This window comes from Paenimyroides ummariense (assembly GCF_900115115.1).
GTDB classification, from domain to species: domain Bacteria; phylum Bacteroidota; class Bacteroidia; order Flavobacteriales; family Flavobacteriaceae; genus Flavobacterium; species Flavobacterium ummariense.
In genome coordinates, this window is the sequence record NZ_FOVI01000032.1 from 1 (window position 1) to 16,421 (window position 16,421).

14 protein-coding genes and 2 tRNA genes are annotated in these 16,421 nt (G+C 33.2%); 11 read left to right on the forward strand and 5 right to left on the reverse strand.

Annotated features, from left to right (window positions below):
* Window positions 1-97 precede the first annotated feature (97 nt).
* Window positions 98-2,902 (reverse strand): excinuclease ABC subunit UvrA, encoded by a 2,805-nt coding sequence (gene uvrA / locus BM253_RS15175; protein WP_091526004.1) that lies wholly within the window; start codon window positions 2,900-2,902, stop codon window positions 98-100.
* A gap of 202 nt (window positions 2,903-3,104) precedes the next feature.
* On the opposite strand from uvrA, the gene BM253_RS15180 reads away from it, so the two are divergent.
* Window positions 3,105-3,689: an RNA polymerase sigma factor gene (locus BM253_RS15180; RefSeq protein WP_091526006.1), complete on the forward strand. Its 585-nt coding sequence runs from the start codon at window positions 3,105-3,107 to the stop codon at window positions 3,687-3,689.
* A 218-nt stretch (window positions 3,690-3,907) separates the two neighbouring features.
* Here BM253_RS15180 and BM253_RS15185 read toward each other — a convergent pair whose 3' ends face one another.
* The gene (locus BM253_RS15185; RefSeq protein ID WP_091526008.1) at window positions 3,908-4,567 is read right to left on the reverse strand and encodes an endonuclease III domain-containing protein; all 660 of its coding nucleotides are present in this window, start codon (window positions 4,565-4,567) and stop codon (window positions 3,908-3,910) included.
* Window positions 4,568-4,587: 20 nt separating this feature from the next.
* On the reverse strand, window positions 4,588-5,313 hold the full coding sequence (locus BM253_RS15190) for a DUF4919 domain-containing protein (protein WP_091526010.1): 726 nt from the start codon (window positions 5,311-5,313) through the stop codon (window positions 4,588-4,590).
* Window positions 5,314-5,365: 52 nt separating this feature from the next.
* Between BM253_RS15190 and bcp the strand changes: the two genes are divergently transcribed.
* On the forward strand, window positions 5,366-5,818 hold the full coding sequence (bcp, locus tag BM253_RS15195) for a thioredoxin-dependent thiol peroxidase (protein ID WP_091526012.1): 453 nt from the start codon (window positions 5,366-5,368) through the stop codon (window positions 5,816-5,818).
* A gap of 30 nt (window positions 5,819-5,848) precedes the next feature.
* Here the strand turns inward: bcp and BM253_RS15200 are convergent, their stop codons facing one another.
* Window positions 5,849-6,886, reverse strand: coding sequence for a peptide-N-glycosidase F-related protein (locus BM253_RS15200; RefSeq protein ID WP_091526014.1), 1,038 nt, complete (start codon window positions 6,884-6,886; stop codon window positions 5,849-5,851).
* 119 nt (window positions 6,887-7,005) lie between these two features.
* Here BM253_RS15200 and recG point away from each other — a divergent pair, with 119 nt between their 5' ends.
* On the forward strand, window positions 7,006-9,114 hold the full coding sequence (gene recG / locus BM253_RS15205) for an ATP-dependent DNA helicase RecG (protein WP_091526016.1): 2,109 nt from the start codon (window positions 7,006-7,008) through the stop codon (window positions 9,112-9,114).
* Between the two features lie 3 nt (window positions 9,115-9,117).
* Window positions 9,118-9,693, forward strand: a complete 576-nt coding sequence (locus tag BM253_RS15210; protein ID WP_091526018.1) for a non-canonical purine NTP diphosphatase — start codon at window positions 9,118-9,120, stop codon at window positions 9,691-9,693.
* Here BM253_RS15210 and BM253_RS15215 read toward each other — a convergent pair.
* Window positions 9,690-10,328 carry a hypothetical protein gene (locus tag BM253_RS15215; RefSeq protein WP_091526019.1) on the reverse strand — a complete coding sequence of 213 codons (639 nt, stop codon included), beginning with the start codon at window positions 10,326-10,328 and terminating at the stop codon, window positions 9,690-9,692. The two genes, BM253_RS15210 and BM253_RS15215, sit on opposite strands and share 4 nt — an antisense overlap.
* 152 nt (window positions 10,329-10,480) lie before the next feature.
* Between BM253_RS15215 and BM253_RS15220 the strand changes: the two genes are divergently transcribed.
* The 7 genes from BM253_RS15220 to BM253_RS15250 all read left to right on the forward strand — a co-directional run bounded on the left by BM253_RS15220 (window position 10,481) and on the right by BM253_RS15250 (window position 15,756).
* Window positions 10,481-12,322: a DEAD/DEAH box helicase gene (locus BM253_RS15220; protein ID WP_091526021.1), complete on the forward strand. Its 1,842-nt coding sequence runs from the start codon at window positions 10,481-10,483 to the stop codon at window positions 12,320-12,322.
* Between the two features lie 84 nt (window positions 12,323-12,406).
* Window positions 12,407-13,123 carry a peptidase associated/transthyretin-like domain-containing protein gene (locus BM253_RS15225; protein WP_091526023.1) on the forward strand — a complete coding sequence of 239 codons (717 nt, stop codon included), beginning with the start codon at window positions 12,407-12,409 and terminating at the stop codon, window positions 13,121-13,123.
* A gap of 199 nt (window positions 13,124-13,322) precedes the next feature.
* Complete coding sequence (locus BM253_RS15230; RefSeq protein ID WP_091526062.1) at window positions 13,323-13,736, forward strand: PaaI family thioesterase; 414 nt, start codon at window positions 13,323-13,325, stop codon at window positions 13,734-13,736.
* 2 nt (window positions 13,737-13,738) lie between these two features.
* Complete coding sequence (locus tag BM253_RS15235) at window positions 13,739-14,788, forward strand: isochorismate synthase (protein ID WP_091526025.1); 1,050 nt, start codon at window positions 13,739-13,741, stop codon at window positions 14,786-14,788.
* Window positions 14,785-15,501 carry a bacillithiol biosynthesis deacetylase BshB1 gene (gene bshB1, locus BM253_RS15240; RefSeq protein ID WP_091526027.1) on the forward strand — a complete coding sequence of 239 codons (717 nt, stop codon included), beginning with the start codon at window positions 14,785-14,787 and terminating at the stop codon, window positions 15,499-15,501. The genes BM253_RS15235 and bshB1 overlap by 4 nt, the downstream gene beginning before the upstream one ends.
* 64 nt (window positions 15,502-15,565) lie before the next feature.
* A tRNA-His gene (locus BM253_RS15245) sits at window positions 15,566-15,641 on the forward strand.
* A gap of 39 nt (window positions 15,642-15,680) precedes the next feature.
* Window positions 15,681-15,756 (forward strand) — tRNA-His (locus BM253_RS15250).
* Window positions 15,757-16,421 lie beyond the last annotated feature (665 nt).

Here is a 16,421-nt window from a genome sequence, read left to right on the forward strand (position 1 = left end):
AACCTCAAGTTAACAAAATTTGAGGACAATAAAAAAAATCCCCGACAAAAAACATGTCGGGGATTATACCAAAGACCTTTTTAGACAGCCTCTTTGTTTATTTTAATTTTTCTTTTAAATACAACCCAGTAATTGATTTTTTATTTTTAACGATTTCTTCTGGAGTTCCTGTTGCAACAACATTTCCGCCATTTTTACCACCATCGGGACCAATATCAATAACGTAATCGGCACATTTTATCATGTCTAAATTATGTTCGATAACAATAATGGAATGCCCTTTCTCAATCAACGCCTGAAACGATTGCAGTAATTTCTGAATATCATGAAAATGCAAACCGGTTGTAGGTTCGTCAAAAATAAACAAAGCACGTTCTTTTACAGCTCCTTTACCTAGAAATGTTGCTAGTTTTACACGCTGTGCTTCACCACCAGATAGGGTAGAAGATGATTGCCCCAAAGCAACATATCCTAAACCGACATCTTGCAAAGGCTGAATTTTCTGTACAATTTTATCTTGTTTGTGTTTTGTGAAAAATTCCATTGATTCATCAACCGTCAAATTCAAAACATCAAAAATATTCTTGCCTTCAAAATTTACTTCTAAAATTTCCTTTTTAAAGCGTTTTCCTTTACAGGTTTCACATTCTAAATGCACATCTGCCATAAACTGCATTTCAATAGTAACCACGCCATCGCCTTTACAAACTTCGCAACGACCACCTTCCACATTAAAAGAAAAATGCTTTGGCTGATAATTTCGCATTTTAGAAAGCTGTTGTTTTGCAAATAAATCACGAATATCGTCGTATGCTTTTATGTAAGATATAGGGTTAGATCTCGAACTTTTTCCAATTGGATTTTGATCTACATATTCAATGTGTTTTATATGCGAGAAAGATCCGGTAATTTCATTAAACTGCCCCGGTTTTTCGCTGGCTCCTGTTAAATGTTTTTCTAATGCAGGATATAGGATTTTTTTAACTAATGTCGATTTTCCACTACCCGAAACTCCGCTAACCATTGTTAAGCAATCTAACGGAAAAAGAACATCTATGTTTTGAAGGTTGTTTTCACGTGCACCTTTTACTTCGATATAATTTTTTACCGGTCTACGTTTTTTAGGAACTTCAATCTCTAAATCGCCGTTTAAATATTTTGCGGTTAACGTATCGGCTTTTAAAATCTCCTTAAAAGTTCCCTGCGCCATTAATTTTCCGCCTAAAACTCCGGCTTCCGGACCAATATCAATAATTTCATCGGCAGCTTTCATAACGTCTTCATCGTGTTCTACAATAATCACGGTGTTTCCTAAATCGCGAAGATTTTTCAATACTTCAATTAATTTTTCAGAATCGCGCGAATGCAGTCCAATACTTGGTTCATCTAAAATATACATAGATCCAACCAAACTACTGCCTAATGATGTTGCCAGATTTATACGTTGCGACTCACCACCCGAAAGGGTAGAAGATCTACGGTTTATGGTCAAATAATCTAACCCAACATCGCTTAAAAACTGCAAACGGTTGTTAATTTCTAACAATAATCTTTTAGCAACTGTGGTTTCAAATTCGTTTAACTGAATGGTTTTAAAGAAATCTCGCAGTTCGTTGATTGGTAAATCAACCAAATCTGAAATGGTTTTATCAGCAACTTTCACATAATTCGCTTCTGGTCGCAAACGCTTACCATTGCATACATTACATTTGGTTTTTCCGCGGTATCTTGATAATAAAACGCGATTTTGTATTTTGTAATTATTCGCTTCAAGATCTTTAAAGAAATAATTAAGTCCAGTGAAGTACGAGTTTCCTTCCCAAACTAATTGTTTTTGCTCGGGTGTTAATTCGTAGAAAGGTTTGTGAATTGGAAAATCGAACTTATGCGAATTATTTACCAACTGATCGCGGTACCACGACATACTTTCGCCACGCCAAGGATATACAGCATTTTCGTAAACCGATAAAGCAGTATTTGGAATAACCAAATCTTCGTCGATACCAATGGTTGTTCCAAAACCATCGCATTTTGGACAAGCACCGTACGGATTGTTAAAACTGAATAAGTGAATGTTAGGTTCTAAAAAGGTAATTCCGTCTAATTCAAATTTATTGTTGAATTCTAACTGGTTACCCGTTCCTAATTCATACAAATGCAAAACGCCTTTCCCTTCGAAAAATGCCGTATCAACAGCATCGGACAATCGATTATAAAAATCTTCTTCATGACGAACAACCAAACGATCAATAATCAGCTGAATATCTTCGGCTTTTATTTTTTTCGATGCAAATTCTTCAACAAATTCATCAATTCTTTTGGTTTCATTCTTATAAAATAATCGGGCAAAACCTTGCTGTAACGCAATTTTTAACTGATCGATGATAGATCGTTCCTTAATTTTGTAAACAGGGGCAAGCAATAACCATTTAGATTCTTCATCGAACGTTTTTACTGTATCAATAACATCGGTTACCGTATGTTTTTTTACTTCGTTCCCTGAAACTGGTGAAAAAGTTTTGCCAATACGGGCATACAATAATTTTAAGTAATCGTAAATTTCTGTAGATGTACCAACGGTTGAACGCGCATTGGTTGTGTTAACTTTTTGCTCGATAGCAACAGCCGGCGCAATACCTTTAATATATTCGACTTTTGGTTTGTTGATTCTGCCTAAAAACTGCCGTGCGTACGATGACAAACTTTCAACATAACGGCGTTGTCCTTCGGCATACAAGGTGTCAAAAGCCAAACTTGATTTACCGGAACCCGACAAACCTGTTATAACAACCATTTTATTTCGAGGAATAACCACATCTAAATTTTTTAAATTATGAAGATGCGCTCCCTTTATAATGATATTCTGTTTTGGATTGATTTTAGAAAAATCTATTTTTTTCATTTTTGTAAAATAACTACAAAATTACAAATTTTTAAACGAAGAAGTTTTATACCAAAGCGACAATTAATTTAAAAAAAGTCAATATTTTTTTTAAGTTTTTTTTAAGAAACGATTTTTTTTATATATTTGTTTAAATAAACTTTAAAACAAAAGCCTATTACGTATCTATACTTATAGTAAAAACCTAAAAACATAAGTTAAGATGGCAAATGAAATTTTGTCAGACGCAGTGTTGGTAACCCAATACGCATCTGGAAATGAATGGGCTTTGGCGCAATTAATAGAGCGTCACAAATCACGTATATACAGTTTTATCTTCTCTAAAGTAAAAGATCGGGATTTATCGGACGATATTTTTCAGGAAACTTTTATTAAGGTAATTAACACCATAAAAAAACAGAATTATAACGAAGAAGGTAAGTTTTTACCTTGGGTAATGCGTATTTCTCATAATTTAATTATTGATCATTTTAGAAAACAGTCTAAAGTGAAGTTTCAACGCGATCAAGAAGAATATTCGGTTTTCAGTAAAATGATCGATTCTGAACTAAATATTGAAAGCAGTATGATTGCCGGACAAATTGAAGATGATTTACATACGTTGATTTTAAAATTACCACAAGATCAACAAGAAATTATTCGTTTACGTTTATACGACGACCTAACTTTTAAGGAAATTGCCGAATTGAACCAGATAAGCATAAACACCGCTTTAGGTAGAATGCGTTATGCGATTGTTAACTTGCGTAAAATGATCGATAAAAATCAAATTATTTTAAACGACTAACAATAATTTTATTTGCTGTTGCGTTATATCATAAAATAAAACCTATTCTATGATAAAAAATTACAAAAACAACAGTAAACCACAAACAAACCTTTTACCAAAGCAAAGTACATTAAACTTTATTCTTAACTATTCAAAAAGTACAACCGCTTTAAAGAAAGGGTCAATAAATTTCATAACTTTTCAAAACTAAGAAGGAACTTTAACAAGTTCCTTTTTTATTGTTTATTGGTTTTCAAAAGCTCGTTTATCAATGATTTTTTGCCGATTTTTTGGGTTATGATGTCTTTTTCCAATTTCCACCCGCGTGCAGGCGAATATTCACGTCCGTACCAAATCATCTGTAAATGCAGTTTATTCCATGTATCAATAGGGAAAATAGCTTTAGCATCTTTTTCGGTTTCAACCACATTCTTACCCGAACTTAAATTCCAACGATACATTAAACGATGAATATGCGTATCAACAGGAAATGCAGGAACATTAAAAGCTTGCGACATTACAACCGATGCCGTTTTATGACCAACAGCAGGTAAGGTTTCCAAAATAGTCATATCTGCAGGAACTTCGCCTTCGTATTGATCGATCAAAATTTTGCTTAAACCGTAAATTCCCTTCGATTTCATTGGCGACAAACCACACGGACGAATAATATCTGCAATTTCTTCTACCGAAAGTTTAACCATATCGTACGGATTATCTGCAATAGCAAACAATTTTGGAGTGATCTGATTCACGCGAACATCGGTACATTGTGCAGAAAGTAACACTGCAATTAATAAGGTATAAGGATCTTTATGATCTAACGGAATAGGAACTTCAGGATAAAGCTGTTCTAAAGTATCAATTACAAACTGAACTTTTTCTTTTTTGGTCATCTTTAATTAAATTCTAGAAATTAATTTTTGGTAAAAGTTTCGTTATATAATTCAAATATTCTTGTAACATCAAAATAAACACCTGTTATTTGTTTTTCTTCATTTTTAGAATCACTGTTTTCTTCTTTCTCTACCTTTAGTAAATCGTATGATCTGCCAGCTTCATCATGTAATAAAGCTTGTCCACTCACTTTTAAGTTAATTACACGCATAAAATAATATTCATGTGTGGTTGAAATTACATCAATTGCTGTTTCTTTTGTAAGTCCATTTCCAGTTTCTAACCACATATTAAAGAATTTTTGAAGGATATTATCAAGTTTATCAAATTTGTCTTTTTGGTTTGTATTTTGAAATACGCCTAATAAAATATCAAATGTTTCAATGTCTAAAAACGGTTTCGAATTGAATAGATCGGTGTAATGTTTTTCAATATCTTTCCACTGATCTTGCGAGATACTTTCTTGATTAAAATAAGCAAGCATTTTAGGATCGTGTGTTGCTCTTTCCATCACACTAAAATCTTTCTGCAACGATGTTCCATAATATAAATAGTGTAAATCATTGGTAGTTAAAGTGCTATCTAAAGCTATTAGTCGCTGTTTTAATTTTGGATAATAGTATTCAGATTTTGAATTATTTACTTCTATATCAATATTTTTGTAGTTTACTTTTTTGGTGTTTTCGCTTTCTTGACCAAAAAATGATATAGGTGCTAAAAGTATAATTAATAATAGTTTTCTCATTTAGTATATATTGATTATTCATTAATTTTACCAAAATACAAAAATTTAGTTTATGACCACACTAAAAATAGGCGATAAGGCTCCTGATTTTTCAGGAATAGATCAAAATGGATCAACCGTTCAATTAAAAGATTTTAAAGGAAAAAAAGTTGTCTTGTTTTTTTATCCGAAAGCATCAACTCCCGGGTGTACTGCAGAAGCTTGCGATCTTCAAAATAATATTGACCGTTTTGTAGCAAAAAATTATCAGGTAATCGGCGTTAGTGCAGATTCGCAAAAGCGACAGTTGAATTTCTCTGAGAAAAATAACTTGCAATATCCGCTAATTGCCGATGAAGATAAAGTAGTTATTAACGCTTATGGTGTTTGGGGACCAAAGAAATTTATGGGCCGAGAATTTGATGGTATTCACCGAACTACTTTTATCATTAATGAAGACGGTTTAATTGAAGATATTATTACTAAAGTAAAAACAAAAGAACACACCACACAGATATTAAAGTAAAAAGAGTTCCAAATTTGGAACTCTTTTTTGTTAATTTGATATTGTTGCTTTATTAATTGGCGAATTACTTTTTACAACCACAAAAGTTGAAAGTGCATAAAAAGCACCGTCTTTATTAGTGCCATTGTCAGTCCAATCTTCAAACTCATATTCAAAATTAAAAGCAGTACCAAACATACTTTTCTGAATGTTATTAAAACGAACAGGTACCACCATTCCTGGACACCAACCTGCACGGTCTGGTTTCCAATTTCCGGGTGATTGATTATTTATTGGGTTTTTTGAACAACCAAGACCTTCTAATTTATGCTGAAACGTATTAGAATTATTAATATTTATAGTATGTGTTTTAACGCACCATTCTGCACAAGTTCCCGGCAAAGCATGCCCCCATCCCGAAATAATAGTTCTAAAATAGGCAATTTCTGCAATACTTGGAATGCTAACGGTTCTTGTTAAATCAAATTTATTGGTATCATATTCTTTTCCATAAGGTACGCCATCAATAGACGATTTGTTATATTGAATTACGGGTACAACTGCAGAATATTTATAATCTGGGATTCCTTTTTCAAAATCAAATTCTACACTATATTTTCTTCCTTTAGCATTCCAAGTTTCTGTGTAAATCTTTAATTCGGTAGAACCGCTTAAAATTGATTTGAAATCAGTCACATCAATTTCGTAACCTCTTTCTAGCTTTTCATTACCAACCCAATATGGATTAATAAATCTACCTAATTCATACCATTCACCAGTTGTTTTGTCTTTAGCATATACATTGGCATATCTGTCCCATTCGTCACATTCTTTGTTCGGACAAATGTCTTTAATATACATTTTTATGGTTTTAACATCATCTAAATTGGCAGGGAAATTAAAAGTCCCTTCAGCACTTTGTGATAAATCTTCACCAAAAGCAACTTTCACATTGTCAAAGGTTTTTATGGTTGTAATTACAGGTTGCGATGGTTGATCGTCTGTAGTTTCCTCTTTAGGTGTTGAATTATCATCACCACATGAATAAAGAAAAAATAAAGAACAAAATAAAAGCAGTACTCTTTTCATTAAAATTTATGTTATGTGTTAAATATATGTAAATGTATGATAAAAATATTTTGTTTTTATGAATGCTTTTACTTTTTGAAAAATTAAACAATTACTTTTAACTTTACAAAAAAGTAAAAATGCAGCAAAATATTTTAGATACACCTATTGAATATCTTAAAGGCGTTGGCCCGCAAAGGGCTGCTGTACTAAAAAAAGAACTTCAAATTTTTACTTATAAAGATTTAATAAACTTTTATCCGTACAAATATTTAGATCGTACCAAGTATTATAAAATCAGTGAATTAAATTCGGGAATTAATGCAGAAGTTCAGCTTGTTGGTAAAATTATTCGGTTAAAAACGGTAGAACAAAAACGCGGAAGTCGATTAGTGGCTATTTTTACCGATGGAACTGCCGAGATGGAACTGATCTGGTTTCAAGGACACAAATGGATAAAAGAAAATTTGCAGTTGAATTCTCCGTATGTGATTTTTGGAAAGATTAATTATTTTAGCGGATTGTTTTCCATGCCGCACCCAGAAATGGAAACGGTTGAAGAGCATAAAAAAAGTCTGCAATCTGCATTGCAACCGGTATATCCGTCGAACGAAAAACTAAACCAGAAAAACATATCAAACCGAAGCATTACCAAAATGATGCAGCAGGTTTTTATAGAGACGCATCATTTATTTAAAGAAGTTTTTCCTGAAAATTTAATTAACGAATTACGATTACTTCCTAAAAATGAATCATTTTTTAATATTCATTTTCCTAAAAGTGCTGATTTATTAAACAGAGCGCAGTTTCGTTTAAAGTTTGAGGAATTATTTTTTATTCAACTGCAATTATTATCGAAAAACTTGGTTCGCAAACATAAAATAAAAGGATTTGCTTTTAATGTTGTTGGCGATTATTTTAATGGTTTTTACCACGATCATTTACCTTTTCCGTTGACCAATGCCCAAAAGCGTGTGTTGAAAGAGATCAGAATTGATATGGCACACGAAGCTCAAATGAATCGTTTGTTACAAGGTGATGTTGGTGCAGGCAAAACCATTGTCGGTTTTATGAGTATGTTGCTGGCGTTAGACAATGGTTTTCAGGCGTGTTTAATGGCTCCGACCGAAATTTTGGCGAATCAGCATTTCGTCGGCATTAAAGAATTGGCAGATAAAATTAATGTGAAAGTGGCTTTGCTTACCGGATCTACCAAAACTAAAGAACGTAACCAAATTCACGAAGATTTAGAAAACGGAACTATTCATATTTTAATTGGAACACATGCGTTGTTAGAAGATAAAGTTCAGTTTAAAAATTTAGGTTTGTCGATTATCGATGAGCAGCATCGTTTTGGAGTGGAACAGCGATCAAAAATGTGGAAGAAAAATTCGCTACCTCCGCACGTTTTGGTTATGACGGCAACTCCAATTCCGCGTACTTTGGCAATGAGTTTGTATGGCGATCTGGATGTTTCGGTAATCGATGAATTGCCACCAGGACGAAAGCCTATAAAAACCCTTCATTTTTTTGAAAGTAAACGCTTGCAGGTTTGGCATTTTATTAAAAACGAAATTGCGAAAGGCAGACAAATTTATATTGTTTATCCGTTGATTCAAGAAAGTGAAAAGTTAGATTATAAGAATTTAATGGAAGGATACGAAGCAATTTCGCGCGATTTCCCTTTTCCCGAATACAGAATAAGCATTGTTCACGGACAAATGCATGCCAAAGATAAAGATGCCGAAATGGATCGATTTGTAAAAGGCGAAACACATATAATGATTGCCACTACAGTGATTGAAGTTGGCGTGAATGTTCCAAATGCATCGGTAATGATTATAGAAAGCGCCGAACGATTTGGATTGAGTCAGTTGCACCAATTACGTGGTCGTGTAGGTCGTGGTGCCGAACAAAGTTATTGTGTTTTAATGACAGGGAACAAGTTAAGTGCCGATACAAAGGTTAGAATGGATGCCATGTGTAGAACTAATGATGGTTTTGAAATATCCGAAATCGATTTAAAACTCCGTGGACCAGGCGATATTATGGGAACACAACAAAGTGGTGTGTTAAATTTACAAATTGCCGATTTGGTTAAAGATCAAGATATCTTAAAGTTGGCTCGAACAAAAGCAATCGAACTATTAAAAGAAGATATTAATCTTGAAAAACCAGAACATCAAGCATTAAAATTTGTGTTTGAAATGTTAGCGAGAAAAAACAATATTTGGAACTATATAAGTTAAGTTATGAAAATCATATTTGCATCAAACAATAAAAACAAGGTACAAGAAATTCAAAACCAAGTGCCAAAATCAATTCAAATTGTCACTTTAGAGGAAATAGGTTGTACCGAAGAAATTGCCGAAACAGGTAAAACGTTAGAAGAAAATGCCATAATTAAAGCCAATTATGTTACAGAAAAATACGGTTTGCCTTGTTTTGCAGACGATACCGGTTTAGAGATTGATGCTTTAAATGGCGAACCAGGAGTTTATTCGGCTAGATATTCTGGCGAAGATAAAAATGCCGATAAAAATATGGATTTGGTTTTGCAGAAATTAGGAACTTCAACCAACCGAAAAGCGCAGTTTAAAACTGTGATTGCTCTAAACATCAATAATCAACAACATTTATTTACCGGAATTGTAAAAGGCGATATTAGAAATGAAAAAACGGGAACCAACGGTTTTGGTTATGATCCTATCTTTGAACCTGAAAACTTAGGAAAAACCTTTGCCGAAATGACTATTGACGAAAAAAATAAATTAAGTCACCGCGGAAGAGCAGTAGAAAAATTGATTAAATTTTTGAGTAACATTTAAAAAAAACGACCTATAACTTGAAACCTTTTAGGTGCTAAAAATACTTTAATTTTAGAGTTAATTAATCTTAAATCCTTTATTTCCAAGGCTTCATAGTTCTTCTTATAAGTAATAACTAACGATATGTTATCAAAGTTGCCATATTCATATTTAAGTGTAAATTTTTTGTTCTTTGTAATTATTTTGCTGTCAACCAATTTACCATCTAAATAAATATCTACATTATAATTAGAAACTTTTTTCCAACCAAAAGTACCTTTAACATAAACAAAGCCAGAAACTTGAATAGAATCAGTTCGAATAAAAGATTGTTTAATTTCAAAACTACTTAACTTAGATTTGTATTGCGCATTGATTTCGTTTGAAAAGAATGATGAAAATATAACTAATGAAGATAATGCAATCTTTCTAATTCTGTTCGATGTTAAAAGTTGATTTGAATTTGCAATAACACAAATTTTATCCTTTTTAGATTTTTTTAAATCTTTAATTTCATCTTTTGATAAATTTCTAATGTCATGAACATTTGATTTACAATTTTCGCAAAATCTAATTTTAGTATTATCGCAAATATTCATTTCATTGAAATCCATTTTACACGGTTTCGGAATAATAAACTTAACATCGTTTTTCATAACATGAATATCAAACTTGTAAAAAAGTGTTTTAATTAAAGTTAAAAAAAATTTTCAAAAGCAATATAAAATTACAAAATAAATAATTTAACCTATCTTAAGATAAAATATCGTAAAAAAATAACTACCTTTGCAGCTATTTTAAAAATTATATGAATAAATTCCAAGAATTAGGATTAAACGAATTGCTTTTAAAAGCAATTCAGGACTTAGGTTTTGAAAACCCTTCAGAGGTTCAGGAAAAAGCTATTCCCTTATTGTTGCAACAAGATACAGATATCGTTGCACTGGCGCAAACGGGTACTGGGAAAACAGCTGCTTTCGGGTTTCCTCTGATTCAAAAAATTGATCCAGAGAACAGAAGCACACAGGCATTAATCCTATCGCCTACCAGAGAATTGTGTTTACAAATCACCAACGAAATCAAGCAATATTCTAAATATGTAAAGGGCTTACATACAGTTGCGGTTTATGGTGGTGCCAGCATTACAGAGCAGGCAAAAGAAGTAAAGCGTGGTGCACAGATTATTGTTGCAACACCGGGTCGTATGCAAGATATGATTAACAGAAACTATGTTAACATTAAAAACATACAAATTTGTATTTTAGATGAGGCAGATGAAATGTTGAACATGGGATTCTATGAAGACATTACATCAATATTATCTGATACACCAGAAGAAAAAAACACATGGCTTTTCTCTGCAACTATGCCACAAGAAGTTGCACGAATTGCTAAAGAATTTATGAAACGTCCGCAAGAAATTACGGTGGGTCATAAAAACCAAGGATCGGTAAATGTATCGCACGAATATTATTTGGTTGGTGCACGTGATCGTTACCCGGTTTTAAAGCGTTTAGCAGATATGAACCCAGATATTTTCTCGGTTGTTTTCTGTAGAACAAAGCGTGATACACAGGCAGTTGCAGAAAAGTTAATTGAAGACGGATACAACGCAGCAGCTTTACACGGCGATTTATCGCAAGCACAACGCGATGGTGTAATGAAAGCATTCCGCGGACGCCAAATTCAAATGTTGGTTGCTACCGATGTTGCTGCGCGTGGTATTGATGTTGACGATATTACACACGTTATTAACTATCAATTACCAGACGAAATTGAAACCTACAACCACCGTTCTGGTCGTACCGGACGTGCAGGTAAAACAGGTACTTCAATAGTTATCGTAACAAAATCTGAATACAAGAAAATTCAGATGATCGAACGAATCATTAAAACTAAATTCGTTCAAAAACCAATTCCAACCGGAATGGAAATTTGCGAAGTGCAGTTAATTCACTTAGCAAATAAAGTTAAAGGAGTTGAAGTTGACGCAGAAATTGATAAATATCTTCCAAAAATCGAAGAATTATTAGGCGATTTAACGAAGGAAGAATTAATCAAAAAAATGTTTTCTGTAGAATTTAATCGTTTTATAGAATACTACAAAAAACAAAATACGATTGATTCTCCAAAATCTCGTGAAAAAGGAGAAGCTACTGTAAATTCTGATGGTTCGGTTCGATATTTCTTGAATTTAGGAGCTCGTGACAATTTCGATTGGATGAGTTTGAAAGATTTCTTACGCGATACTTTAGATTTAGGCAGAGATGATTTATTTAAAGTAGATGTAAAAGAAGGTTTCTCTTTCTTTAATACCGATGCTGCTCACAGTGAACGTATCATGGAAATTTTGAACAATATGCATCACGAAGGTCGTCAGGTAAATGTTGAAATTTCTACAAGCGGTGGTGGTTCATCTTCATCAAGAAGAGATCATAACGGACGTGGTAGAAGCGGTGGCGGTTTCCGTGGCGAAAGAAGTGGTGGTTTCCGTAGCGACCGTTCTTCGTCAGACAGAAGATCATCTGGTGGTGATCGTTTTGGAGATCGCAGAACAGAAAGCAGATTTGGTCGTAATCGTGATGATGATAGACCAGCTCGCAATGAAAGAAGATCGGTACGTGGCGATCGCCCGCGCAGATCAAACTAATACCAGCATTAGTTGTTAATATTTACAAAATAAATAACTGAAACTGCAAAATATCCATTATTTTTGGTACATACTAAAAACCATATGAGATATTTTGCAGTTTTACTTTTTACACTATTTTCAATATCAGTTTTTGCTCAAGAAAAAAATATTAAGGGAATAGTTTATAGCGAATTAAGTTATGCACCAGAAAGCAAGGCAAATATTGTGAATTTAAATTCGTTGAAAGTTGCACAGACAGAAACTGATGGATCTTTTACAATTCTTGCAAGCGTTAACGATACCTTACATATTTCTTCGGAAGGATTTCGTTCCTTAAAAATAAAAGTTACAAACGATTGGTACAAAGAGGGTAAGATGAATATCTATATTAAAGATCTTTCTACCGTTTTAGATGAGGTGGTTATTAATACCTTGAAACTGACCGGAATTTTATCTGTTGATACTAAACTGATTGCTTTAGCTGATTATCCTTATTACCGTGATTTCTCGGCTACTGGTTTTTCTACAAGTTACAATAGCGGTTTGAATCCTATAAATGGTATTTACAACGCTATGAAAAGAAATTCACGTGAAACTAAAAAGATTAATCAGATTCGTAAAGAAGTGGAGCTTATTGAAGTAATGAAGAAAAAATATGATCGCGAAATGGTTTCTGCTTTATTAAATATTTCCAAAGAAGATATAGTAAAAATGCTGCAACGCTGTAATCATTCCGAACGCTTTATTTACACAGCAAACGATTACCAAATTTTTACAGCCGTAAACGAATGTTATGATAATTATAAGTTAGGGAAATAGATTTAAACAAATAACAAAAGCCGTTTCAAATTTTGAAACGGCTTTTGTTATTTTAACTAACCTTAAAAACTATATTTATTATCGGCTATTACTTTACTAGCAATAATTTCTTTCATGAACCCTAGTCTATTATTTAAATATCTTTTACTTTGGTTTTTCTGCAATAATGGTTGTAAATTGTGGTTTTATTTTAAATGAAATGGATAAAATCAAGATTTTAGAAATGTGCAATAAGTTAACCCGAAATACGTTAATGGAAACTTTGCATATTGAATATATAGATGTTGGGGATGACTTTTTAACAGCGAAAATGCCAGTAAATTCAAAAGTACATCAGCCAATGGGGTTGTTACATGGAGGTGCATCGGTTGCTTTGGCTGAAAGTGTTGGTAGTGCGGCATCGATGATTTTTGTTGATATTGAAAAATATGAAGTCCGTGGTATTGAGATTTCTGCAAATCATGTTAAAAGTAAGCGTGAGGGAGAAGTTTTTGCAACGGCTAAAATTATTCATAAGGGCAATAAATTGCATTTGTGGGAAATAAGAATAACTGATGAAGATGATCAGTTAATATCGCTTTGTAAATTAACCAATATGATTTTACCAAAATAACTATGAACGAATTATTAGTTAAGGCACTGTCTGAAAATCTTCCGTTTGTAATTTATCGAAAACCGAACGATATCAATAGATTTGGATGGTTTCAAAGTGATAATCAATTAAATACGGTAAATGAATTAACGAAGAGTTGTTTTGTTTTTGCTCCGTTTTCTGGTGAAGAAAAAGTTGTTTTTTATCCTGATGAATGTCAGTTGGATCAAGATACTCAAAATTTCGATATTGATTTTTCTGAAGAGGAATTATCGATGGAAAACTCAAACGTAGATAAGTCTTTCCATATTCAATTAGTATCAAAGGGAATCGAGGCTATCAAAAATGACTCAATAAAAAAAGTAGTTCTTTCTAGAAAAGAAGAAGTTTCGATCAATGAAAATTCTTACGAAATTTACTTTAAACGTTTCCTAAAAAAATATCCTACCGCTTTTGTTTATTGGTTTTATCACCCTAAAGTTGGCATGTGGATGGGTGCAACACCTGAACAATTAGTAAAAATCGAACATAACAAAGTGCAAACTGTTGCTTTGGCAGGCACAATGGTTGATTCTGATTTAAACGATGTTGTTTGGGGCGATAAAGAAATTAAAGAGCAACAAATTGTAACTAAATTTATTGTTGATGCTTTACAACCTTTCACAGAAAATTTACAAAAAACGGAGCCTTATACTTTTAAGGCAGGATCTCTTATTCATATAAAAACCGATATTCAGGCAGAATTATCAAACAAAGAAAATGGTTATAAAGTTGTAAAAGCCTTGCATCCAACTCCTGCATTGTGTGGTTTCCCTAAAAAAGCGGCTCATGATTTTATTGTGGAGAATGAAGGTTATAACAGAGAATTTTACGGCGGATATTTGGGCGAATGGAAATTTAATAATCTAGATTATTCCGATAACAGCAATCTGTTCGTAAATTTGCGCTGCATGAAGATTGAAAAATCGAAAGCTTATTTGTTTTTGGGTGGCGGCGTGAATAAAGACAGCGATCCCGAAAGTGAATATTATGAAACAGTGAATAAAAGCAAAACCGTTAAAAGTATTTTATGAAATTAGATATATTGGCGTTTGGAGCACATCCGGATGATGTTGAATTAGGATGCGGTGCAACAATAGCAAAAGAAATTTCGTTAGGGAAGAAGGTAGGAATCGTAGATTTAACCCGAGGCGAATTGGGAACGCGTGGATCGGCTGAAATACGAGATGAAGAAGCGGCTAAGGCAGCTGAAATTTTAGGAGTGTCAGTCAGAGAAAACCTTAATTTTAGAGATGGTTTCTTTTTGAATGATGAAGAGCATCAGTTAGAAATCATTAAAATGATTAGAAAATATCAGCCTGAAATTGTTCTGTGTAATGCCATTGATGACCGACATATTGATCATGGTAAAGGAAGTAAATTAGTGTCTGATGCTTGTTTTTTATCGGGATTACGAAGAATTGAAACTTTGATAGATGGAGTTAATCAAACAGAATGGCGACCAAAATTAGTGTATCATTACATACAGTGGAAAAATATTGAACCCGATTTTGTTGTTGATGTTTCTGAATTTATGCAGAAAAAAATAGATGCTGTTATGGCATATAGTTCGCAATTTTACGATCCGAATTCCAAAGAACCAGCTTCACCAATTGCTACAAAAAACTTTACCGAAAGTGTAGAATATCGTGCAAAAGATTTAGGAAGATTAGTTTTTGCCGATTATGCCGAAGGTTTCACCGTTGAAAGATATGTGGCAGTCAACAGCTTAGCAGATTTGAAATAAAAAACTAAAAAAATGTTTGCGAAGCATTGAAATATCTGTATATTTGCACTCGTTAAACAAACACGGTGATTGTAGCTCAGTTGGTTAGAGCGTCGGATTGTGGTTCCGAAGGTCGCGGGTTCGAGACCCGTCTTTCACCCAAAAGCTTAGAGTTGGCTTTTAAAATAAAACTCCTATACGGTGATTGTAGCTCAGTTGGTTAGAGCGTCGGATTGTGGTTCCGAAGGTCGCGGGTTCGAGACCCGTCTTTCACCCTTAACGGGAATTCTTCGGAATTACCCGTTTTTTTATTGTATTCAAGCAGGCCTTTTCTCTTTAAAATCAAGGCTTTAGGCAAGAATATCGGGTTTAGATAAGCGGTTCGGTAGATACTACCATCATATAGGAGCTCTCTACCGAACCCGATTTCTATAAAAGTTTTTTTCTTCTGAACGTCCAGATTATCAAATATATAGCTTAAGTTGTTCAAGTTTTTGAAAGAATCGTAAAATGCTTCATTAAATTGACTTTTCTTCCTTTGAGCGCTCTTAATCTGTCTTTCTAAAAGGTCTAATTCCTTATATAATTTATCTTTCCATTTAGAATATGTCTTATCATCAATATTGCTTAAAATGTACTTTTCTTCAAGATTTTCCATTTTATGTAAAGCAGCTGTACGACGTATGGTATAATCCGGTAAACGGTCTTTATTTTCTTTATGACGAATTTCAGATTTTCTACGAAATTCTTCTTTCATATATTCCAATTGACTGTGTGAAAATGAAATTTCAGATAAAACATCATTAAACTTTTCATGAGCAACTTCGATACTGTGACTTTTTCGATGTGTAGTACATTCATAATACCAATAGTATTTGTTTCTACCTTTTGATTTTCCACATGTCAGCGGCTTGAAGCACTTAGGACAAATTAGAACTGAT